Genomic DNA, 21271 nt, shown 5'->3' with positions numbered 1-21271 from the left:
CGCGGGATACCGTGCCACCGTGAGTGTGGGACGCGCGGTCGGGTTGGTGCTGGGGGTGGCCGCCGACGCGGTGTTCGGGGACCCCCGCAGGTTTCACCCGGTAGCGGGATTCGGTCGGGTCGCCGCGGCGCTCGAACACAAGCTCTACCGCGACCACAAGGCCGCCGGTGTCGCCTACACCGCCGCGCTCGTCGGCGGCACGGTGCTGGCCGGCGTCGCCGTCGAACGAGCAGGCCGCAAGCACCCCGTGCTCCAGGCCGTGACCACCGCCGCCGCCACGTGGGCGGTGCTGGGTGGCTCGTCGCTGGCCGACGAGGGCACCGCGATGGGCCGGGAACTGGACGGCGGCGACCTGGCCGCCGCACGCCACCGCCTGCCCAACCTGTGCGGCCGGGAACCCGCCCGCCTGGACACCCTGGGCCTGGCCAAGGCGACCGTCGAGTCCGTGGCGGAGAACACGTCCGACGCCGTGGTCGCCCCGCTGTTCTGGGGCGCGGTCGCCGGCGTGCCGGGCCTGCTCGGCTACCGCGCGGCGAACACCCTGGACGCGATGGTCGGCCACAAGAACGCCCGGTACACCCGCTTCGGCTGGGCGTCCGCGCGGCTGGACGACGTGGCCAACCTGATCCCGTCCCGGCTCGCGGCCCTGCTCACCACGGCCGGTGCGCCGGTGGTCGGCGGGTCGGGCGGCGAGGCGTGGCGGACGTGGCGGCGGGACGCCTCCGCGCACCCGAGCCCCAACGCGGGCCAGGTCGAGGCGGCGTTCGCGGGCGCGCTGGAGATCCGGCTGGGTGGCCGCACGGTGTACTCGCACGGCGCGGAGGACCGCCCGGTGCTCGGCCACGGCCGCAACCCGGACGCGGGCCACGTGACCCGGGCGGTGGAGCTGTCGCGGGTGGTCGGCGCTGGTGCCGCCGTCGTCACCTCGGCGTTGGCGCTCCTGCTTCGTCCTCGGCGAGCATCTCGGCGACGGACTTCCGCTTCGGCTTCGGCTCGCTGAGGGCGCCGCCCGGCCGGGCCTCGCGGACGGTGAAGTACAGCCAGCCGGCCAGCGCCATCGCGCCGAACGCGATCCACTGCAGGGCGTAGGAGAAGAACGGTCCCGCGTCCAGCTTGGGCAGCGGCAGCGCCTCTTCCAGGCCGGGCTGGCCCTCGGTGAGCTGGAAGTAGCCGGGACGGATGTCCAGGCCCGCGGCCCGTCCGACGACGGCGGAGTTGATCGCGTACACCTCGCGGTGGCCGTCGCGTTCGATGGCGTCCCGGTTGTCGTTCTCCCCGGCGCGCACCCAGGCGACCAGCGTCACGGTGCCCGTGGGCACGGGCTTGAGCTCCGGCACCTTCAGGCCGTTCACCGGCCGCACGTACCCGCGGTCGACCAGCACGGTCTCGCCGCTGTCCAGCCGGAACGGGGTCAGCACCTCGGACGCCGCCTCGCCCTGCACGGTCCGCAGCCGCGCCACCGCCTGCCCCTCGGGCAGGTACCGGCCGGTCATCGTGACCCGGCGCCACTCGTTGGCCGAGTTCGGCTCGCCCAGCACCCGCGCGACCGGCACCGGCTCGTCGCGGATGGACGAGGTCACGGCGTTGTTCTGGGCCTCGCGCTCGGCGTCGCGGCTGAACTGCCACGGCGCGAGCAGCGCGAAGCACGCGCCCGCGAACACCCAGACCGCCAGCGTCAACGCGAGCCAGCCGGGCCGCAACAGGAAGCTCAACCGCACCGTTCCACGGTAAGCCCTAGGCCGTTGTGACCTGCACCCGGTCGAACCGCGCGGCGAAACCGGGCCCGGTCGGCGCCGCCGCCATCACCCCGGCCAGCACGGTCACGTCGGGCGGGAAGTACGCCAGGCGCAGCATGGTGGTCGGCTCGTCGTCGCCCAGGCCGTACCGGATGGTCACCGCGTCGCCCTCACGCGTGGCGGAGACCGTCACGCGGGTGACCCGCCCGACCGAGACGACCGACCAGTCCGAGAAGTCGCGCGTGACGACCGTGCTGATCTGGAACTCCTCGTCCACCAGCTCGACGCCCGCCTTGATCCAGTTCCGCTCGTCGACCCGCAGCGCGATGCCCGCCTGGTCGTACTGGGTGGCGTAGTCGGCGGTGAAGGAGGCCAGCAGGCTGAAGTCGCCGGTCAGCGGGACGCCCAGCACGTGCCCGGTGTCCCGGGCGTACCCGTAGTGGGTGGTGCGCCAGAAGTCCGTGTCCGGGTCGGTGGTGAAGGTCAGGCCGCCCTGGTCGGACCAGGAGGCGGGCTCGTTGAGCCACTGCCAGTCGTCGCGGTCGAACGCCGAGATCCCCATGGGCTCATCATGGCAGCGCGCGGGCGGCGGCCAGGGTCTGTTGCACGTAGCTGCCGCCGAAGAGCGCCACGTGGACCAGCAGCGGGAACAGCTGGTGCAGCGGGATCCGGTCGCGCCAGCCGTCCGCCAACGGCGTGACCTCCTGGTAGGCGGCGACGATGCGGTCCAGGTGGGTGCAGCCGAACAGGTGCAGCATGGCCAGGTCGCTCTCCCGGTGCCCGCCGTGGGCGGCCGGGTCGATCAGCCAGGCGCGCCCGTCGGCGGCCCAGTGGACGTTGCCGTTCCACAGGTCGCCGTGCAGCCGGGCCGGAGGCTCGTCGGGCGCTTCGACCCGCACGGCCTCCACGACCCGGGCCTGGTCCGGGGTCAGCTCGCCCTGGTCGACGGCTTTGCGCAGGTAGAAGTCGATCCGGTCGGCCTTGAACCAGTCGGCCCAGCTCGCGTGCGGCCGGTTGAGCATCGGCGCGAGCCCGATCGACGCGTTCTCCGGTCCGTCGGGCGGGGGAGCGCCGAACGCGGGTGCCCCGGTGGCGTGGAGGGCGGCGAGCCTGCGCCCGAACTCCTCGGCGGCTTCTGGTGAAGGTGCCCCACGCTCGACCTGGTCCATGACCAGCCAGTTCTCGCCGTGAGCGCGCACGCCCGGCACCGGCGGCCCCTCGGGCTCGGCCAGCCACTCCAGGGACTTGGCCTCGGCGAGCACGGCGTTCGGGTCGTCGTGCCGCTTGACCACCACGAGGTCGCCGTCTTCGAGGTCCACTTCGAAGACGGAGTTGCCGAGGTGCCGCACCTCCACCGCCCGGACCCCGGTCAGCTCGGCGGCGGCTTGGCCGGCGTTCACATGTTCTCCCGCACCCAAGCGATCAAGCCCGGCATCGCCGCCTCCACCTGGGCGATCACCAGGTCGAAGCCGGCCTTGTCGCCGTAGTACGGGTCGGGCACGTCCAGACCGTCCGCGTCCGGGTCGAACGAGCGCAGCAGCCGCACCCGCTCCCCGTCCCCGAGCATCCGCCGCAGCGCGCGGGCGTGACCGGAGTCCAGCGCGACCAGCAGGTCGGCGTCGAGGTGGTTCTCGTCCACCTGGGCGGCCGTGTGCTCGGTGGGATAACCGTTGTCCGCCAACGACTTCGCCGCACGCGGGTCGGCCGGGTCGCCGACGTGCCAGCCGCCGGTGCCCGCGCTGGTGACGGTGACGTGATCACCCAACCCGGCCCGCCGCAGGTGCTCGCGGAATATGATCGCGGCCACCGGGGAGCGACAGATGTTGCCGGTGCAGATGAAGGTCACATGCAGGAGTGCCACGGCGGACGAGTCTGCCAGGTTGGGCGCTCCGGGTGAGGGTTCTGGACTCCGACGTCCGGCGCGCACGACCATCGGACCCACCGGCTCGTTGGGGGACTTCGATGTCAGGCGTTGTCGGCGTGGTGCTGCTGCTGTGCGCGGGCGCGGCGGTGTTCGCCGCGCTCTCGTGGTGGCAGCGGTCGTGGCCGGAGACGCCCGTGTTCGCCCGGCCCCGCCCGTCCGGCGCGGTCGAGCGCGGGCTGCGGTCCGATCCCAACGCCGGCTTCTTCACCGATCGCGGGTTCCTGTTCCGGAAACGACATTTCTTCGTCGCCACCGGATGCCCTCCGACGCGAATCGCGGACTTCTCGTCACTGGACGTGCGCAGGCGTGTGCAGCCGGTGCGTGTCGCGCGGGTGGGTCTGCGTTCCTGGTGGTGGTTCGAGGACGCTTTCTACCGGGAATCCGCCGGTTACTCGGAGCGTGACGTGGTGGCGCTCGTGCGTGACCACAAGGACCGTGAGCAGGCCAGACGCGAGCGGGCGAAGCTGATCTCCGAACTCGACGCAAACCTCCGCAAACGCGATCAGGGGTAACGTTCGGCGCATTTCGCGCGAAGTCCTGGTTGTAGTGGTAAATCCTCGGGGAGAGGACCTGAGCGAACCCATGAGGGACTTCGCGGCCCATGACGCACGTCCGCCGATGCGGTGGCATTGGGTGCTGTGCGTTCTCCTGGTGTTGATCGCGGTGGCGGCCTCGATGCTGTAGTTCTCAGCCGCCTCTCAGCGGGTCGCGGCATCTCAGCCCCCTCTCAGCGGGGCCGCGCGACGATCGACGTGTGAGCACCACGACCATGCCGACCATCCCGGCGCTCGCCGACGCGCTGCCGGTGGTCGAGGACGAGATCCGGCGGCTGGCGACGTCGTCCACCCTGCCGATCGTCAACACGTTCTCCGGCCGCATCACCGCCGCCGGCGGCAAACGCCTGCGTTCCGTCCTGATCCTGGCCGGCTCGCTGGCCCTGTCCGGGCGGATCGACCCGAAGGCGGTCACGTCGGCGGCGTGCGTCGAGCTGCTGCACGCCGGTTCGCTGGTGCACGACGACCTGATGGACAACGCCGTCGAGCGGCGCGGCGTGCGCACCGTCAACGCCGAGTGGGGCGCCGGTCCGGCCGTGCTGGTGGGCGACTTCATGCTGGCGCGGGCCAGCCAGGCGGCGCTGGAGCAGATCTCGCCGTACGCGGCGGGCCGGCTCGCCGAGGCCGTCGCGGACCTGGTCGAGGGTCAGGTGCTGGAGGTCCTCGACCTGTTCGACCCGCACCGGACACCGGAGAACGCGTTGCGCTCCATCGCGTTGAAGACCGGCGCGCTGTTCCGGGTGGGCTGCGTGCTGGCCGCGCACGTCGCCGACGCGGACGAGGAGGCGACCGTGCGGATGTCGGAGTACGGGGCGCACTTCGGGCTGCTGTTCCAGATCCTGGACGACCTGCTCGACCTGGCGTCCACCACCGAACGCCTGGGCAAGCCCGCCGGCAACGACGTCCGCCAGGGCGTGTACACGTTCCCGCTGCTGCGCGCGGTCACCGACGGGCAGCGGGACCTGCTGGCGGCGCGCGGGCGTGAGCTGACCGACAGCGAGGTGTCCGACCTGCTGCGGGAGTTGCGAACATCCAGCCTGGTGCCGGACACGCTGGCGTACTGCACCAGCCTGGCGGCCCAGACGGTGCACGCGCTGCCGGACCTGCCGGAGTCCGACGCGTTGGGCGTGCTGCGCGAACTGCCCGGCGCCTACCTGGACTGGGCGGCCTCCCGCATCGCCTGATCCGCCGGCTCCCCGCTCGCCGGTCAGCGGTGGTGGATCGCCTAGACTTCCGCCGATGACCAGCCAGGATTCGGGCCGGGCGCTGCTGCGCCACCACGGGGACGTCGACGCGGCCCCCGGCCTTGTCGACTTCGCCGTGAACGTCCGGATGCCCGCCCCGCCCGCATGGCTGAAGGACCGGCTCGCGGCGGTGCTCGACCGGCTCGGCTCCTACCCCAGCGCCGACGCGGACCGCGTCGCACGCGAGACCGTCGCCGCTCGGCACGGGCGCCGGCCCGACGAGGTCCTCATCCTGGCCGGAGCGGCGGAGGGGTTCGCGCTGCTGCCGTCGCTGCACCCGTCGTTGGCGGCCGTGGTGCACCCGTCGTTCACCGAGCCCGAGGTGGCGTTGCGGGACGCGGGTGTGCCGGTGCACCGGGTCCACCTGTCGGCCGCCGACGGCTACCGGCTGCGGCCGGGGCTGGTGCCCGACGACGCGGACCTGGTGGTGGTCGGCAACCCGACCAACCCGACGTCCGTGCTGCACCCGGCCGACGTGGTGGCCTCGCTGAGCCGGCCGGGGCGCATCGTGGTGGTGGACGAGGCGTTCGCTGACACGGTTCCCGGCGAGCCGGAGTCGTTGGCCGGGCGCGGTGACATCCCGGGTCTGCTGGTGCTGCGCAGTCTGACCAAGACGTGGGGCCTGGCGGGTCTGCGTGCCGGGTACGTGCTCGGCGCGCCGGAACTGCTGGCGAGGCTGGACCTGCACCGTCCACAGTGGCCGGTGAGCAGCTTCGTGCTGGAAGCGGTCACGGCGTGCTGCGAGCCGGCCGCCGTCGCCGAAGCGGAGGCCTTGGCCGTCGAGTGCCAGGAGCACACCCGGCACGCGGTGGAGGCCCTGGGCGACCTGGTGGTCGTCCCGCCGGACGCGCCGTTCGCGCTGCTGCGCGTGCCGGACGGGGAACGGGTGCGGCTGGCGTTGCGGGACAAGGGGATCGCCGTGCGGCGCGGGGACACGTTCCCCGGTCTCACCCGCGACCACCTCCGCGTCGCCGTGCGCGCGCCCGAGGAGTTCGCGCTGCTGGTGGACGCCCTGCGAGTCGTGCTGGAGGAACGGTGACCACGCTCGGCGACGTCCTCGCCGCCCTGGAACGCGCCTACCCGCCCGCGACCGCCGAGTCGTGGGACGCGGTGGGCCTGGTGTGCGGCGACCGCTCCGAACCGGTGTCCCGCGTGCTGTTCTGCGTGGACGCCGACAAGTCCACTGTGGACGAGGCGGTCGAGGTCGGCGCGCAACTGCTGGTCGCCCACCACCCGCTGCTGCTGCGCGGCGTGACCGGCGTCCCGGCCGACGACCCGAAGGGCGCGCTGGTGCACCGGCTCATCCGGTCCGGCGTCGCCCTCTACACCGCCCACACCAACGCCGACGCCGCCAACCCCGGCGTGTCCGACGCGTTGGCGCAGGCCATCGGCCTGCAGGTGACCGGGCCGCTCACCCCGAACCCCGGCCGCGAGCTGGACGTGCTGACCACCTACGTGCCCGTGCCCGACGCCGGGAAGGTGCTCGACGCCCTGCACGCCGCCGGCGCGGGCGCGATCGGCGACTACCGCGACACCGCGTGGACCGTGGACGGCACCGGCCAGTTCCGCCCGGTCGAGGGCGCGAACCCGGCCATCGGCAGCGTCGGTGAGCTGGAGCGCGTCCCCGAGACCCGGATCGAGCTGGTGCTCGACCGCCGCCTGCGTGCCGACGTGGTCAAGGCCCTGCGCGCCGCGCACCCGTACGAAGAGGTCGCGTTCAACCTGAACGAGGTCCCCGCGCTGCCGTCGGACACCGGCATCGGCCGCATCGGCGTGCTGCCCGAACCCGAGCCGCTGCGCGTGTTCGCCCAGCGCGTCGCCGACGCCCTGCCCCCGACCGAGTGGGGCGTGCGGGCCGCCGGCGACCCGGAGCGGCCGATCCGGACCGTCGCCGTGTGCGGTGGCGCGGGCGATAGCTACCTGTCCGCCGCGACGCGCGCGGGCGTCGACGCTTACGTCACCTCCGACCTGCGCCACCACCCGGCGGGCGAGCACGTCGCCGGGGGCGGTCCGGCGCTGGTCGACGTGGCGCACTGGGCCGGCGAGTGGCCGTGGTGCGGCCAGGCGGCCGGCGTCGTGCGGGCCGCGTTCGGCGGTACGGTCGATGTCCTCGTCTCCACCCGCCGGACCGACCCGTGGACCGTCGGCGCGACGAGCCGAACTGGAGGGCGCTGAAAGTGAAAGCCGAACCCGCCGTGCAGCGCAGGCTGCTCGACCTGGCGCAGGTCGACGCCGAGCTGTCGCGCGTGGCCCACCGCCGCCGGACGCTGCCGGAGATCAACGAGATCACCGAGGCCGAGAAGCAGGTGCGGGCCAAGCAGGACGCCCTGACGACGGTCGAGACGACGTTGGGCGACCTCAACCGCGAGGTCAAGCGCCAGGAGACCGAGATCGACCAGGTCCGCGCCCGCGAGGACCGCGACCGCAAGCTGCTGCAGGGCGGCACGGTCGGCGCCAAGCAGCTCACCGACCTGGAGCACGAGCTGGCGACGCTGGAGCGCCGGCAGGCCGCCCTGGAGGACGACCTGCTGGAGCTGATGGAGCGGCGCGAAGCCGTCGAAGCGGACGTGCAGCACGCCCGCGTCGAGCTGGACAAGGCGCAGGAGGCCCTGTCCGACGCGGCGCGGCGCCGGGACAGCGCGCTGGCCGACCTGGAGTCCACCGAGGCCAAGCGCACGGCCGAGCGCGCGGTCGTGGTGAAGCAGTTCCCGGAGCCGTTGCTGGCCCTCTACGACCGGGTCCGCAAGCACAAGGGCATCGGCGCGGCGCTGCTGCAGTCGCGGCGGTGCGGCGCGTGCCGGATCGAGCTGGACCGCAGCGCGTTCGCGCACGTCAAGGAGGCCGCGGCGGACGAGGTCGTGCAGTGCGAGGAGTGCGGCGCGATCATGGTGCGGACCGCGGAATCGGGCCTGTGAAGGTCGTCGTCGAGGCGGACGGCGGCTCGCGCGGCAACCCCGGCCCGGCGGGCTACGGGGCGGTCGTGCGGACGCTGTCGGGTGACGTGCTGGCCGAGCGGTCGGCCGGCATCGGCATCGCCACCAACAACGTCGCCGAGTACCGGGGCCTGATCGCGGGCCTGCGGGCGGCGGCGGAGGTGGGTGCCTCGGCGGTGGTCGCCCGGATGGACTCCAAGCTCGTGGTCGAGCAGCTGTCCGGCCGCTGGCAGGTGAAGCACCCGGCGATGAAACCGCTGGTGGCGGAGGCGCGCGAGGCGGCGAGCGCGTTCGAGTCGGTGGTCTACGAGTGGGTGCCGCGCGACCGCAACAAGCACGCCGACCGGCTGGCCAACGAGGCGATGGACACGCAGGCGGGCCGGCCTCCGGCCCCCGCTTCCATTGTCCCACGGGGGTACGACAATCCGGCCGAAGCGCCCCCTGGGGCCATTGTCCCCGCCGGCACCGACGATTCCGGCGGGATGCTCGACCTGGAGCTGTCGTCCGCCGAGGAGGGCGTGGGGCAGGGGGAGACCGCGCCGCCGGCCTCGTGGACCGGGGCGATCGGCGAGCCCACCCGGCTCTACCTGCTGCGCCACGGCCAGACGGAGCTGTCCGTCGCCCGGCGCTACTCCGGGCGTGGCAACCCGCCGCTCACCGACGTCGGTCGGCGGCAGGCCGAAGCGGCGGCGCGGCGGCTGGCCAAGGTCGACCGGCTGACCGCCGTCGTCTCCTCACCGCTGGACCGCGCGCACCAGACCGCGCAGGCCGTGGCGCAGGCGGTCGGGCTCGACGCCACCACGCACGACGGGCTCATCGAGACCGACTTCGGCGGCTGGGAGGGCCTGACCTTCGCCGAGGCCGCCGCCCGCGACCCTCAGGTGCACCGGCTGTGGCTGGGCGACCCGGCGGTGCCCGCGCCCGGCGGCGAGAGCTTCGACCAGGTCCACGAGCGGGTGCGCCGCACCCTGCACGAGCTGCTCGACCGCCACCCGGGCGGGAACGTGGTCGTGGTCAGCCACGTCACGCCGATCAAGCAGCTCCTGCGCATCGCGCTGGACTCCGGCCCGTCGCTGCTGTTCCGCCTGCACCTGGACCTGGCGTCGCTGTCGGTCGTCGAGTTCTACCCGGACGGCCACTGCTCGGTCCGCCTGGTCAACGACACCTCGCACCTCGGCTAGCCGGCGCACCCGGGTCAGACGGCCGGGCGCAGGTGGGCGCGCTTGCGGCGGAACCGGGCGTCCTCCACGGCCAGCGCGAAGCGGTCCACCGCCGTGCGGATCGCGTTCGCCGGGCCGGGCGCGATCTCGTCGCCCACGATGTCCGGGTCCAGCACGAACTCGCCGCGCAGCACGGTGTCCGCGCCCTTGCCGGTCAGCAGCGGGTTCAGGGCGTAGTCCATCGCGACCAGGAACCCCTGGCTGCCGCCGGTGGCCAGGGGCAGGATCACCCGCCCGCGCAGCGCCTTCTTCGGCAGCAGGTCCAGCAGGGCCTTCACCAGCCCGCTGTAGGCCGCCCGGTACACGGGGCTGGCCACGACGATGCCGTCCGCGCGCAGCACCGCGCTCACCGCCTCGCCGATCTCCGGGTCCTGGAGGTCCTCGGTGAGCAGCGACAGGGTCGGCAACCGACGCACGTGCAGCACCTGGACGTCGTGGCCCGCCTCGCGCAGCAGGTCGTCGACGTACTGCACGACGATCCCCGTGCGGGACGCCGGAGAAGGGCTGCCGGAAATGACCAGAATGGACGACATGGCTCGCTGACACCTTCCGGGAAAAAGGCTCGGACTACGAGGTGAAATGTGTCAGCGACAACAGATCGCGGCCGCCGCACGACCGAAGTCGATGTGCCTGCGGCGGGTGAGTCCCCCGATTCCTGGCATGTTCCGAGTAGAGCAGGACGTTCCACATCACGACAAGGTTTCGGGTGGTCGGTTCCACTGCCTGGGACGTCGTCGAGTACGATGGGCGCCGGATGAGTCGGCAGGGCGGTCGCGTCGACAGATTTCATGTCTGTCGCCGAGGAAAGTCCGGACTCCGCAGGGCAGGGTGGTTGTTAACGGCAACCAGGGGCGACCCTCGGGACAGTGCCACAGAGAACAGACCGCCCCGGCGACGAGCCGGGGTAAGGGTGAAACGGTGGTGTAAGAGACCACCAGCGCCCCGGGTGACCGGGGCGGCTAGGTAAACCCCACCCGGAGCAAGGCCAAGAGGGTGTCCCCCGGGACACCTGCGCAGGCGATCGAGGGCGGCCCGCCCGATGCCTGCGGGTAGGCCGCACGAGCCTGTCGGCGACGGCAGGCCGAGATGGATGGCCGCCGAACGGGACCGCCGCGAGGCGCCCGGGAACAGAATCCGGCTTACATGCCGACTCATCCGACCCACTCCTGCGGTTACCCGCACGCCCAAGTCGTTGCGCCATTCGGCTCCGCCGCAGGTGGTAAACGCGTTCGGGCCGCACTGGTCCGCCTGTAAATCCAGTGCACGTCAACGGTGTTACACATTTGAGGCCGTTCGAGTGGTCCTCGGTATCACCGGGTACGGGACCGAGTCCTCCTGCCGAACCGCGGGGCCCTGCCCCCGCGGTCACCGAAGAGGAGGGGAACATGTCCACCACCAAGCGGGCCGCCACCTGGCTCGCCCTGACCGGCCTGATCGGCGCGGCCTCGCTGAGCAGCACCGTCACCGCCGCCGCGGCCGCGGAGCTGCCGGTCTACGAGGTCCGCGGCTCCGGGCTCAGCACCGAACAGGCCGCAGCCCTGCAAAGAGCGTTCGGGCTGAAGGACTTACAACGCGACGACACCGGCGCCGTCGCGTTCGCCGACGAATCCACCTACCTGAAGGTGCCGGGCCTCGACCAGGGCGCCGGCCGTGCCGACGAGGACGGCCTGGAAACCCAGCAGACCGCGCTGGACGTCGAAGCCATCAAGCAGTTGCGCGCGATCACCACCGACGACGCCACCAAGCGCGCCGTCGAAACCCTGCGCGGCGCAGGCCTGCTCCCGACCAACGCCTTCGCCGCCGCACGCCACACCACGCTCGAGCTCGTGGACGTCAACGGGCGGCCCTTCCACACCGCACCCATCGACACCGCGGTGTCCTTCGCGTTCAACCTCGACGGCATCCCCCTGGAAGGCCCCGGCGCCAAGTTGCGCATCGCCTTCGACGGGCAGGGCGCGGTCTCCGGCCTCACGCACAGCACGCGCGACTTGGCGAAGGTGGGCACCATCCCCGTGCTCGACCTGACCCAGGGCCGTGAGCGGTGCGCCAAGCAGTTCGGCGGGGCGGCGAAGGTCACCGACGTCTCCTACGTCTACGACGCGCCCGCGCTGTCCGAGCGCATCACCAAGCTCGAGCCGAGCCTGCGGTGCGCCGGCGTCACCCCGGACGGCTCCGCCGCCCAGTCCCTGACCGTGCCCGCCGCGGTCGACGGGTCCCTGCCCGACCCCGGCCCCCAGCAGCCGCCGCGCACCGAGAGCGCCCTCTCGCCGCAGTGGACCACCCGGATCGACGTCGGCAGCGAGGGCACCGGCGCGTGCTCGGGCCTGCCCTGGACGCACCTGAACATCGGCGCGTTCAACGGCCAGTTCTCCAGCCGGGGCATCCCGGTGCAGTTCAGCTGGCTCAACCACAACGCGTTGGAGCGCGACTTCAAGGACCCGGTGTTCCCCGGCGGCTGGGACCACCTGTACGCGGACGACGTGGACATGACCTACTGGCAGGGCCACGGCTCGCCGACCGGTTTCTCCTTCTCCGGGTGCAGCGCGAGCACCGACAGCTTCCTGTCCAACAACGACGCCCGCTGGGGCAACCGGGACGTCGAGTGGATGAGCCTGTTCACGTGCTCGATCCTGCAGCAGACGTCCGGTGGCCTGAACTGGGCGCAGCGCTGGGGGAAGGCGTTCCGGGGGCTGCACCAGATCAACAGCTTCGACACGGTGTCCATGCACAGCGCCGTCCACGGCGGCCGGTTCGGCAACTACCTGCTGCGGACGCCGTTCCTGTGGTGGAACAAGCCGATGAAGGTCCGGGACGCGTGGGCGCAGGCGTCGATCGACACCCAGCCGCCGTCGGTCGTGTGGGCGACGATGGGGCCGATCGGCAACGCGTGGATCGCGAACTTCAACGACTACTTCTGGACCAAGGGCGTGGTCGGCCCGGACACCCTGCCGACCGTCGGCTACTGGCGCCTGTCCGGCACCAGCTGACCACGGCTCCCCAACGGACCCGGGGTCCTTCCGCTGCACTGGGGGGCGGAAGGGCCCCGTGCCGTGTGCGCGAAGCCGAAGCGGATCGGGCGATCGCCGCCGGCCGGAAGCGGCGGGGACGGGGCCGTGCGCGCGGCACCCCGGGCGGCTTGGGAGCGGCTCAGGAGCGGCGGGAGGGGCGGCCCGGCGGCATGCGGTGGACCGGCCGGAACGGGGTGCCGGCGTTGAAGCGGCGCTCCAGGTCGGCCACGTACGCCTCGACGGCCGGGTTCACGATGTCGGCCAGGCTGCGCACCCCGGCCTCCGGTTCGTAGGCCGCCAGGTACGTCGCCGCCGCCCGGGCGCGCTCCAGCACGTCCTGGTCGAAGTTGACCGTCCGCTGAACCCGCCGCCCCGGGCGGCCGTCCGCCCCGGTAGCCTGATCCGTGCCCGGCACGGCCACCGAGACGGTGATTTCCTTCACTCCGGAGGCTGGTTCGGGCGCGGCTTCGGGCGGCTGGACCATGCTGCGGGCCTCCTCGGCGTCGTCACTCCGGGGTGCGGCCCGTTCGGGTCCGCGTCCCGGCCGGACGGGTCATCGCTGGGCTGGGGTGGACAAGGGGGACCAGGGTCGTGCACACAGTGCGTGACCAGGGAGTTCGCAGTCGGGTGAACTATCCCGGCAATCGGGAGAATCCGGTGTCGCCCGTTCTCCACCGGCCGCCCTCGAACGATGATGTGCGTGGTCAGATTAGACGTAATCAACAGCCAGGGGAACCACGTCAACATCAACGCCGAACCCGCCCGACACCCGCCGGGAGCAGCTATTGATCTACCCACCGCTAGAGGACCGATACACCTCGTGACGAAGACGTGTTCTACTCGATAGCGCACGAACCGGACGGGCACCCCTCGGCCCGCCCGGCGAAGTCCTGCGTACTCAGGAGTACGAGATGACCGCCCAGACCCTGGTAACACTCGCGCAGCAGCAGCCGGTCGCGCCCGGCACAGGCGGCCTGCGCCAGTGGATCCTCGACAACCTGGTTCCGCTGCTCTTGCTCACCGTGGCCCTGCTCCTGCTGTGGCTGGGCGGCGGCAAGGGCGACAACGCCGGGGTCATGCGCCGTCTCGGCGGTGTCATCATCGCGTTGGCGATCATGGGACTGGCGGTGACCACGAACGCCGGCTCGGAGATCGGCAAGTGGATCGCCGGCCTGTTCACCGGCGGGTGACCCTTGCGGGTACGCACTGACGACGAGGTCTACCGGGTCGACGCCGTCTGGCTCGGGCCGCCCAAAGCCACCTTCCCGTGGCGCGCGCGCTACGTCGCCTGGGGTGTCGGCATCGTGGTGTTCCTGCTGGTCACGGCCGTGCAGCGGCAGATCGGCTTCGGTTTCGACTTCATCAACACCGGCTGGGGCTTCGTGATCACGATCGCGTTGACCCGGTTCATCTGCGCCCGGATCAGCCACGAACGCCCGCTGTCGTCGGTGATGACGATGTGGGTGCGTGAGCTGACCGCGCCCCGGGAGAAGACCTCCGGCCAGGGCGGCGCGGCGAGCGCGGCCCGCATCCGCGTCACCGCGCAGCGGCCCCGGAGGCGTCCCAAGTACAAGGGGGCGAAGCGCAGCACGGCGACCGCCACCCTGACCACGCACCGCAGGCAGTCAGACCGCCGTAAGAAGGAGGTTCGCGGTGTTCGGACGCCGGCGTGACCGCAACCGACGCTCCGCCGCGCACGTCGCCCAGCACGCGGCGGCGAGCCGGGACGACCGCAAGGTCTACAGCAAACGCGGTCGCCGCCTGCCGGGTGAGCAGGCCGTGCCGAGCTACACCCCGTCGATCGCCGCGCGCAGCATCGACGGCCACCTGCTGCGCACCGGCCAGGAGGTCTACGCCTGGTACAAGCTCGCGCCGCAGCGCTGGTCGTTCCGCTCGGACTCGCAGCGCCAGGACCTGATCGCCGCCATCGCGGGCCAGTACGCCGAGCTCCAGGGCCGCTGGATGCACCTGCGGGTGACCACCAGGCCGTACCCGATCCGCATGTGGGCCGAGGCGCACGTGCACAACGCGGTGCGCCGCCTGCCGGACACCCCGGGCACGCTGTCCTTCGACGACTACATGGTCGGCGAGCAGCAGCAGCTCATGGGCCGCTCGATGGCGGAGAAAGAGGTCTACCTGGGCGTCCAGGTGCAGACCCGCAACATGATGGACCGCGCGGTCGAGCGCGCCGCGCCCGTGCTGCGCAAGGTCTTCCCCGACGCGGTGGACGCCGAGCTGGTCGCGATCGAGTCCGAGATCGACCACCTCGACCAGGTCATCGGGTCCGCGGGGCTGGAAGGGCGGCCGGCGACGGCCGAGGAGATGTCCTGGCTGATGCACCGGTCGTGCTCGCTGGGCCTGCCCGCGCCGCGCAACCTGCCCGCCGTGCCCGGCGCGCCGTGGGAACCGGAGGACCTGGCGTCCTTCACCGACGCCGCCGACTTCCACCAGGAGCCGTACGCGCCGACCGTCACCGTGCGGGGGCGGACCGGGTCCAACGCGGGCATCAAGCGGCACGTCGCCGTGCTCACCGTGGGCCTCATGCACGGCCTGCAGATCCCCGAGACCGACGACCCGTGGGTGCAGCGGTCCGACCGGCTGCCCGCGGCGGTCGAGTGGTCGGCGCGGATCTACGTGCGGCGGCCGGAGGAGGTGTCCGGCGAGCTGCAGCGGCAGATGTCCAAGGTCCGCTCGCAGGTCCGGCACTACACCGACGAGCACGAGCTGGAGCCGCCGCAGTCGCTGGCGCGGCAGGCGTCGCGGGTGCTGGAGATCGACGACGAGATGACGTCGGGCTTCACCGCCCTGGGCACGCGGGTGCGGTCCTGGTGGCGGCTGGCCGTGTCCGGGCCGACCGAGCGGGAAGCCCTCCGGCTCGCCCAGGCCCTGCTGGACCTCTACAAGCCGAAGGTCGCCATCGAGCACCCCGAGGCGCAGTACGCGATCGCGCGCGAGTTCATCCCGGGCGAGCCGCTGTCGTCCTCGGCGTACCTGCGGCGCGGGTCGGTGCTGTGGGCGGCCTCGGCCGTGCCCACCGCGACCGCCGAGGTCGGCGACCGGCGCGGCATCCTGCTCGGCGAGACCGTGACCGCGACCCGGCGCCCGGTGGCGTGGGACCCGTGGATGGCGCAGGAGCTGCGCGACTCGTCCGGTCTGACCGCGATGGTCGCGGGGCTGGGCGCGGGCAAGTCGTTCCTGGGCGGCGGCATCGTCTACAAGACGCTGCGGTCCGGGGCGCACTGGACGCTGCTGGACCCGTCCGGCCCGCTGGCCGCCCTGTGCGACCTGCCCGAGCTGCGGCCCTACGCGCGGCCGATCAACCTGCTCAACGCCCAGCCCGGCATCCTCAACCCCTACCGGGTCGTGGCGGAGCCGCTCCTGGAGCACTTCATGGACGAGGAGGACCCGGAACGGGCGTGGCGGCGCGAACGCGCACTGGCCGCGGCCACCCGGCGCCGCCTGGTCCTGGACGTGCTGACCGGCCTGCTGCCGTTCGAGGTGGCGCGGTTGCCGCAGACCCGGATCGTGCTGCTGCGCGCGGTCCGCACGGTCGGCGGCCGGCCCGACGCGCACCCCGGCATGGTGTTCGAGGCGCTGCGGCGGGACGCGTCCGAGCACCACGAGCACGCCGTGGTCGTGGCGGACTTCCTGGACGAGATGCGGGAGCGCATGTCGCTGCTCATCCCGGAGCAGGACGCCGACCCGTACAACGAGCAGCGTGACGACCGCCTGACCGTGCTGACGATGGCGGGCCTGAACCTGCCGAAGGACGGCGTGGGGCGCGAGCACTGGACCGACGCCGAGGCGCTCGGTGTCGAGATGCTCAACCTGGCGGCGTGGCTGACGCAGCGGTCGATCTACGAACGTCCCAAGGACCTCCGCAAGGGCGTGTGGATCGACGAGGCGTTCTTCCTGTCCGAGGTCCCGACGGGCCGCGTGCTGATGAACCGCTTCGCCCGCGACTCCCGCAAGTGGAACGTGCGCGTCCTGCTGTCGTCCCAGATCCCGGCGGACTTCCTGAAGATCCAGGGCTTCGTGACACTGCTCGACTCGGTCTTCGTGGGCCGCCTCGACGACGACCAGGCCCAGGCGGACGCGCTGCGCCTGCTGAAGGTCCCCGTAGGCGCCGGCTACGAGCAGGTGGTCGCGTCCTTGGGCCGCCGCCCCGGCGGCGCCCGCACCGCGACCGAACGCGACCGCGCACCCAGGCAGTTCATCTTCGGCGACGGCGCCGGCGGCGTGGAACGCATCCGCATCGACTTCTCCGGCCCGCACCTGGAACACCTGCGCAACGCCCTGGACACCACCCCGGACGCCCTGCGCGAGGGCAACGAGCCCGCGGAGATCGAACTGTCGTCCCCACCACAGGACCCCTTCGCCTACGCGGAGGACCTGTCCGACGACTACGACGACGAACTGGCCGCCGACCTCGAAGTGGGCTTGGTCGACGACCTGGTCGACTCGACACACGGTGAGGGAGGAACCCGCCACCAGGGCCGGGAAGGTGCCGCATGAGCACCCTCCTCCTGGCGGCGACCATCGCCGCCGCGCTCTACGCGCGGCGGCGCTTCAGACGCGCTCCGGTGACGGCTCCGGCCCACCCGCGCCGCGCCCGCTGGGCGTCGATCGCCGCCGTGACGGCCATCCTGAGCCTCCAGGTGGTCATCGGCGCCCCTGCCGCCCAGGCGGCCGACTGCGGCGAAGCACCCAACCCGGGCTACCCGAAGTCCGGCATGGTCGCCGCTCTGGACCCACCTGCGATCAAGGGCCTGCCCGACACGCCGTACAACATGTACAACTACGCGGGCATGGTGTGGCACACCTACCAGGAGACCTGCCTGAAGCTGCCGGACAGCGCAGCAGTGATCGACACCTGGATGGGTAACCAGCTCTTCAACATCGGCAAGAACATCGTGGGTGCCACGAACGGCCTGCACTACACCGTGATGGGCCGCGGCTTGCTCGTCCCGCTCGACGATGCCGTGGAAAGCGGCGTCAAGCTGGTGTACGACAACGTGTACCTGCGCTGGTTCGGCCTGATCGCATTGATCCTGGCCGTGCTCATGTTCCGCCAGATCTGGAACGGTGACCTGGCGGCGATCAGCAAGCGAGGGCTCTGGGCGTTGGCCGCCATGTGGCTGGCGACCTCCACTCTCGCGCTGCCGCAGTTCTACTCGTTCCTCGACGGCGCGCTGATCGACAAGACGTCGCAGATCCAGGCCGGCTTCGTGGCAAGTCCGGACGATCCCGGCACGGAACACCTGCTGCCGTCCCGGCTGCACGACACCGTCGTCTACCAGAGTTGGCTGCGCGGCGAGTTCGGTACGCCGGACTCCGACCAGGCCAAGCAGTACGGCCCACGACTGCTCGCCGCGCAGGCGTGGAGCAGGGAGGAACTGGCGCGGGGCGACGACGGCAAGCAGTCGGCGCTGGACGCCAAGGAAGCCGAGTACAAGAGCATGCCGGGTCAGCTCGGGTCGGCGAAGGGCTTCTTCACCGGAGCCGACGGTGGACGGACCGGTGCGGGCGCGTTGGCGATGCTCCAGGCGATCGCCTTCTCGTTGTTCCAGCTGTTCGCGAAAGCGGCCGTGGTGCTCGCGCAGTTGCTGCTGCGCATCCTCACCTTGGCCGGTCCGCTGATCGGCTTGGTTGCGCTGATCCACCACGAGCTGCTCCGCAAGGTCGCGCGGGCAGCGGCGGTGACCGTGTTCAACGTGCTCGTGCTCGCGGTGCTGGCCGGCACCCACGCCCTGCTGTTGCAGGCCATCTTCAACGCGACCGACCTGTCGCTCCTCACGCGCACCCTTCTCGGTCTGATGCTCACGGTGGTGTGCTTCGCCATCGGCAAGCCGATGCGGCGCATGTGGCAGATGGTCGAGATGTCGGCAGGAGCAGCCGGCAAGGCTGTGCCGATGCGTGGCGGGTTGCTGTCGATGTTGCGGCGCAAGAAGGAGACCGGGCCGTCGCCGCAGGAGGAGTTCTGGGACACCGTGCGGGGCAGTGATCCCGATGCCGACGTGCCGCAGCGGGCTCGTGGGCGGGTTCGGCCGGAGGCGGCCAACCCCGTCGTGGCCACCGCCCAGCGGCTCGACCGGAGCGGGGTGGCGGGGGAGTTGGGTGGTGCCGCCGGGGTGAACGGTGGGAACGCCCTGTCCGGCAACGGCTACGGCGGGCCGGCTGCCTTGCCTTCCGGGCGGTCGCGGGTGGTGGATGCGCCGCCGGTGGCTGATCGGAACTGGGACCGGTTGGACGACGCCGTGCTGGTGCCCTCGCGGGTGCAGCCGGGGTTCTCGCGGCTCTCGGACAACACCGTCGTGCCGGGGCCGCGGCGGGCGGAGACGGAGGTCGTGGCGGGGCGGCAGGTCCACGTGATCTACCGGCCGTCGCGCGGGCTTGAGGTCAGGGACAGCTGATGCCGATCAGGACCAACCGGGGGCGCGCGGCGGTCTACCGCCGCCTGTGGGGGTGGCCGCTGAAGTCGCCCACCCACCTGGTCGCGACGATCGTCGGCGTGATCGCGGTCGTGGCGACGGTGAGCGTCGTGGCGGACAAGGTGGTGGGGGACAAGAAGAACGGCGCGGGCGGGACGGTCGTGACCACGACCAACAGCCCGCAACCCGCTGGTGGCAACCAGATCGGCGTGCTGCCGTCCGCCGGCACCACCTCGCCCCTGCCGACCAAAGCGCCCAGCCCCACCAACGAAGCCCCGCCGGCACCGGTCAGCACGGACGCCCAACTGGTCGCCGAGAGCTGGATCGACGCCTGGCTGAACCACCCGCCCGGCATCACCAACGCCAAGTGGTTGCAGGGCATGGAGCGGTGGACGTCCAAGGAACTGCTGCCCACGCTGAAGTCCGTCGACCCGCAGAACGTGCCCAAGGAGCTCAAGAGCAAGGTCACGCCGAAGAACGCGACCACCGAATCGGTCGATTTCGAAGCCGACCTGGAAACCGGCAAGCTCGTCGTGACCGTGGTGAAGCTGCCCGAGGGCTGGCGCGTGCACAAGTACAGCAGGGTGGACTGAGATGCTGAAGTTCGCGCTGGTGGCCGTGGCGGTGGTCGCCGTGGTCGTCGTGGCCGTGACCAACGGCGTCTCGACCGTCGTCAACGGAACCCAACCCGCCGAGGGCGTCACCGCCCAGTACCGCGCGGTCGGCTGCAACGCGTCCATCGGTCCTTGGGAGGGCGGTGGCGCGGACAAGGGCCGCAACGACGCCAGCCGCCTCAACGAGGAGCAGCGCAACATCGTCGCCAAGATCATCTCCATCGGCCAGGAGCGCAAGCTCCCGCCGCTGGCGTGGCAGATCGCCATCCAGGCGGGCATGACGGAATCCGGCCTGCGCAGCCTGAACTACGGCGACCGCGACTCCCTGGGCATCTTCCAGATGCGCCCGTCCATGGGTTGGGGCTCACCCGCGGAGGTGACGAACCCCGACTACGCGATCCGGAAGTTCTACGAGGTCCTGGAGAAGGTCCCGGACTGGGAGAGCCGCCGCCCCGGCGACTCGGCGCAGGCTGTGGAGCGCTCGGCGTTCCCCGATCGCTACCACAACTGGGAAGCCATGGCGGCCTTCCTGATCAGCGAGCTCGGCGGCGTGTCCGACCCGGCCGGCTGCGGCCAGGCCGTGGGCAACTACCTGCTCGCCTCGGGCGCCGCCGCGACCGCCATCGAGTTCACGAAGCAGCAGCTGGGCGAGCCGTACCTGTGGGGCGGCAACGGGCCCGACCAGTGGGACTGCTCGGGCATCCTGGTCAAGGCGTTCGCGGAGGCCGGCATCAAGATCCCCCGCGTGGCCAACGACCAGTACATGTCCGGCGGCGCGCACCTGCCGGTCCGCGAGGCCAAGGCGGGTGACCTGATCTTCTGGGCGACCAACCCCGCCAACCCGGTCACCGTGCACCACGTCGCCATGTACCTGGGCAACGACGAGTACATCCACGCCCCCCAGACCGGGGACGTGGTGAAGATCAGCAAGATCAACTGGGACTACTACGAGCTGATGCCACTGGCCGTCCGGCCGGGCGTGTGATCGTGTGAGGGAGGCACCACCGATGTTCACCCCCGACCCCATCCAGCGCCACGCCGGTCCGCCCGCGTCCAGCACACCGCTGCGCGACTACCTCAACTCCCAACCGCCGGGTGTGGACGCGGGGTACGCCGTCCTGCCGCGGAGACTGGTCGAGGCCATGCCGCTGGCGTGGCAGCAGCAGCTGACGCACCTGCTGGCCGAGTTCCACCGCTCGGTGGCGCACCTGGGCTGGCCGGTGTACCGGGTGGTCCCGTCCCGGCGGGAGCGGCTGGTCGACCTGGACGAGGAGCAGCTGGCCGAGGTGGGGGCGATCATGGAGATCGACTCGGACGGCGACGTGGTGTACCGCGACCGGACGGGCAAGCGGATCGACGACCCGGAGAACCAGACGGTGCTGGTCTCGGTCCTGGACCCGATCCCGGCCAACTTCGCCAACGCCACCCAGAGCACCCCGCCCCGGGGTTTCGCGGCACCGCAGTTCCCGCAGCCGCCCCGGCAGCAGCCCTACCCGCACTCGGGTCCGCTGCCGGTCCAGGCACCCCCTCAGCGCTGACGCCGAGCGGCCCGCCTGTTCGGAAGACGCAGGGCACGGCAGGGCTGGGCGCGGGCTGGTTGGGCGCGG

Annotated in this window: 21 protein-coding genes and 1 other RNA gene; 16 read left to right on the top strand and 6 right to left on the bottom strand. The window is 71.9% G+C overall.

Translation table 11 applies throughout. The features are described from left to right. Nucleotides 1-19: 19 nt before the first annotated feature. The gene (locus DFJ66_RS18705; RefSeq protein WP_121222785.1) at nucleotides 20-1000 is read left to right on the top strand and encodes a cobalamin biosynthesis protein; all 981 of its coding nucleotides are present in this window, start codon (nucleotides 20-22) and stop codon (nucleotides 998-1000) included. Here DFJ66_RS18705 and DFJ66_RS18700 read toward each other — a convergent pair. From DFJ66_RS18700 to DFJ66_RS18685, 4 genes are read right to left on the bottom strand one after another with little or no spacing between them, the layout of a single operon-like run. Continuing rightward, on the bottom strand, nucleotides 921-1718 hold the full coding sequence (locus DFJ66_RS18700) for an SURF1 family cytochrome oxidase biogenesis protein (protein ID WP_170199520.1): 798 nt from the start codon (nucleotides 1716-1718) through the stop codon (nucleotides 921-923). The genes DFJ66_RS18705 and DFJ66_RS18700 overlap by 80 nt on opposite strands. 16 nt (nucleotides 1719-1734) lie before the next feature. After that, nucleotides 1735-2298: a DUF1349 domain-containing protein gene (locus DFJ66_RS18695; protein WP_121222783.1), complete on the bottom strand. Its 564-nt coding sequence runs from the start codon at nucleotides 2296-2298 to the stop codon at nucleotides 1735-1737. A 7-nt stretch (nucleotides 2299-2305) separates the two neighbouring features. Next, the gene (locus DFJ66_RS18690; RefSeq protein ID WP_121222781.1) at nucleotides 2306-3136 is read right to left on the bottom strand and encodes a fructosamine kinase family protein; all 831 of its coding nucleotides are present in this window, start codon (nucleotides 3134-3136) and stop codon (nucleotides 2306-2308) included. Continuing rightward, entirely contained in the window at nucleotides 3133-3588 is a 456-nt protein-coding gene (locus DFJ66_RS18685) for a low molecular weight protein-tyrosine-phosphatase (protein WP_121231376.1), read from the bottom strand. The genes DFJ66_RS18690 and DFJ66_RS18685 overlap by 4 nt, the downstream gene beginning before the upstream one ends. 128 nt (nucleotides 3589-3716) lie before the next feature. On the opposite strand from DFJ66_RS18685, the gene DFJ66_RS18680 reads away from it, so the two are divergent. The 6 genes from DFJ66_RS18680 to DFJ66_RS44315 all read left to right on the top strand — a co-directional run bounded on the left by DFJ66_RS18680 (nucleotide 3717) and on the right by DFJ66_RS44315 (nucleotide 9572). Continuing rightward, nucleotides 3717-4172: a hypothetical protein gene (locus DFJ66_RS18680; protein ID WP_121222779.1), complete on the top strand. Its 456-nt coding sequence runs from the start codon at nucleotides 3717-3719 to the stop codon at nucleotides 4170-4172. Nucleotides 4173-4414: 242 nt separating this feature from the next. Next, on the top strand, nucleotides 4415-5398 hold the full coding sequence (locus DFJ66_RS18675) for a polyprenyl synthetase family protein (RefSeq protein ID WP_121222777.1): 984 nt from the start codon (nucleotides 4415-4417) through the stop codon (nucleotides 5396-5398). Between the two features lie 55 nt (nucleotides 5399-5453). Continuing rightward, nucleotides 5454-6497, top strand: coding sequence for an Rv2231c family histidinol phosphate aminotransferase CobC (cobC, locus tag DFJ66_RS18670; RefSeq protein ID WP_121222775.1), 1044 nt, complete (start codon nucleotides 5454-5456; stop codon nucleotides 6495-6497). Further along, nucleotides 6494-7633, top strand: a complete 1140-nt coding sequence (locus DFJ66_RS18665) for a Nif3-like dinuclear metal center hexameric protein (RefSeq protein WP_121222773.1) — start codon at nucleotides 6494-6496, stop codon at nucleotides 7631-7633. The genes cobC and DFJ66_RS18665 overlap by 4 nt, the downstream gene beginning before the upstream one ends. A gap of 2 nt (nucleotides 7634-7635) precedes the next feature. Beyond that, entirely contained in the window at nucleotides 7636-8373 is a 738-nt protein-coding gene (locus DFJ66_RS44320) for a zinc ribbon domain-containing protein (RefSeq protein ID WP_246029811.1), read from the top strand. Continuing rightward, nucleotides 8370-9572 carry a bifunctional RNase H/acid phosphatase gene (locus DFJ66_RS44315; RefSeq protein ID WP_246029810.1) on the top strand — a complete coding sequence of 401 codons (1203 nt, stop codon included), beginning with the start codon at nucleotides 8370-8372 and terminating at the stop codon, nucleotides 9570-9572. The genes DFJ66_RS44320 and DFJ66_RS44315 overlap by 4 nt, the downstream gene beginning before the upstream one ends. 14 nt (nucleotides 9573-9586) lie before the next feature. Here DFJ66_RS44315 and ssuE read toward each other — a convergent pair whose 3' ends face one another. Beyond that, nucleotides 9587-10144, bottom strand: coding sequence for an NADPH-dependent FMN reductase (gene ssuE, locus DFJ66_RS18655; protein WP_121222771.1), 558 nt, complete (start codon nucleotides 10142-10144; stop codon nucleotides 9587-9589). 222 nt (nucleotides 10145-10366) lie between these two features. Here ssuE and rnpB point away from each other — a divergent pair. Both rnpB and DFJ66_RS18645 read left to right on the top strand, forming a co-directional pair. Beyond that, nucleotides 10367-10769, top strand: an RNA gene (gene rnpB / locus DFJ66_RS18650) — RNase P RNA component class A. A 227-nt stretch (nucleotides 10770-10996) separates the two neighbouring features. Then, entirely contained in the window at nucleotides 10997-12598 is a 1602-nt protein-coding gene (locus DFJ66_RS18645) for a DUF6345 domain-containing protein (protein WP_121222769.1), read from the top strand. 160 nt (nucleotides 12599-12758) lie between these two features. Here DFJ66_RS18645 and DFJ66_RS18640 read toward each other — a convergent pair whose 3' ends face one another. Then, nucleotides 12759-13103, bottom strand: a complete 345-nt coding sequence (locus DFJ66_RS18640) for a hypothetical protein (RefSeq protein ID WP_121222767.1) — start codon at nucleotides 13101-13103, stop codon at nucleotides 12759-12761. A gap of 427 nt (nucleotides 13104-13530) precedes the next feature. On the opposite strand from DFJ66_RS18640, the gene DFJ66_RS18635 reads away from it, so the two are divergent. The 7 genes from DFJ66_RS18635 (at nucleotide 13531) to DFJ66_RS18605 (ending at nucleotide 21202) form a co-directional block, all read left to right on the top strand. Then, nucleotides 13531-13809, top strand: coding sequence for a hypothetical protein (locus tag DFJ66_RS18635; RefSeq protein WP_121222765.1), 279 nt, complete (start codon nucleotides 13531-13533; stop codon nucleotides 13807-13809). Between the two features lie 3 nt (nucleotides 13810-13812). Then, a complete protein-coding gene (locus DFJ66_RS18630; protein WP_211351221.1) occupies nucleotides 13813-14292 on the top strand; it encodes a hypothetical protein in 480 nt (159 codons plus the stop codon). Between the two features lie 88 nt (nucleotides 14293-14380). After that, a complete protein-coding gene (locus DFJ66_RS18625; RefSeq protein WP_246030216.1) occupies nucleotides 14381-17134 on the top strand; it encodes an ATP-binding protein in 2754 nt (917 codons plus the stop codon). Continuing rightward, nucleotides 17131-19032, top strand: coding sequence for a hypothetical protein (locus tag DFJ66_RS18620; RefSeq protein WP_121222761.1), 1902 nt, complete (start codon nucleotides 17131-17133; stop codon nucleotides 19030-19032). The genes DFJ66_RS18625 and DFJ66_RS18620 overlap by 4 nt, the downstream gene beginning before the upstream one ends. Then, nucleotides 19032-19643 carry a hypothetical protein gene (locus DFJ66_RS18615; protein ID WP_121222759.1) on the top strand — a complete coding sequence of 204 codons (612 nt, stop codon included), beginning with the start codon at nucleotides 19032-19034 and terminating at the stop codon, nucleotides 19641-19643. Before DFJ66_RS18620 ends, DFJ66_RS18615 begins: the two co-directional genes overlap by 1 nt. A 1-nt stretch (nucleotide 19644) precedes the next feature. After that, nucleotides 19645-20649: a C40 family peptidase gene (locus DFJ66_RS18610; RefSeq protein WP_121222757.1), complete on the top strand. Its 1005-nt coding sequence runs from the start codon at nucleotides 19645-19647 to the stop codon at nucleotides 20647-20649. A 22-nt stretch (nucleotides 20650-20671) separates the two neighbouring features. Next, nucleotides 20672-21202, top strand: a complete 531-nt coding sequence (locus tag DFJ66_RS18605) for a hypothetical protein (protein WP_121222755.1) — start codon at nucleotides 20672-20674, stop codon at nucleotides 21200-21202. Nucleotides 21203-21271: the final 69 nt, after the last annotated feature.

Origin of the sequence: Saccharothrix variisporea (assembly GCF_003634995.1) — a bacterium.
Classification (GTDB): Bacteria; Actinomycetota; Actinomycetes; order Mycobacteriales; family Pseudonocardiaceae; genus Actinosynnema; species Actinosynnema variisporeum.
Note: the sequence above shows the minus strand (reverse complement) of the source record. Positions and strands in the feature narration are given on the sequence as shown.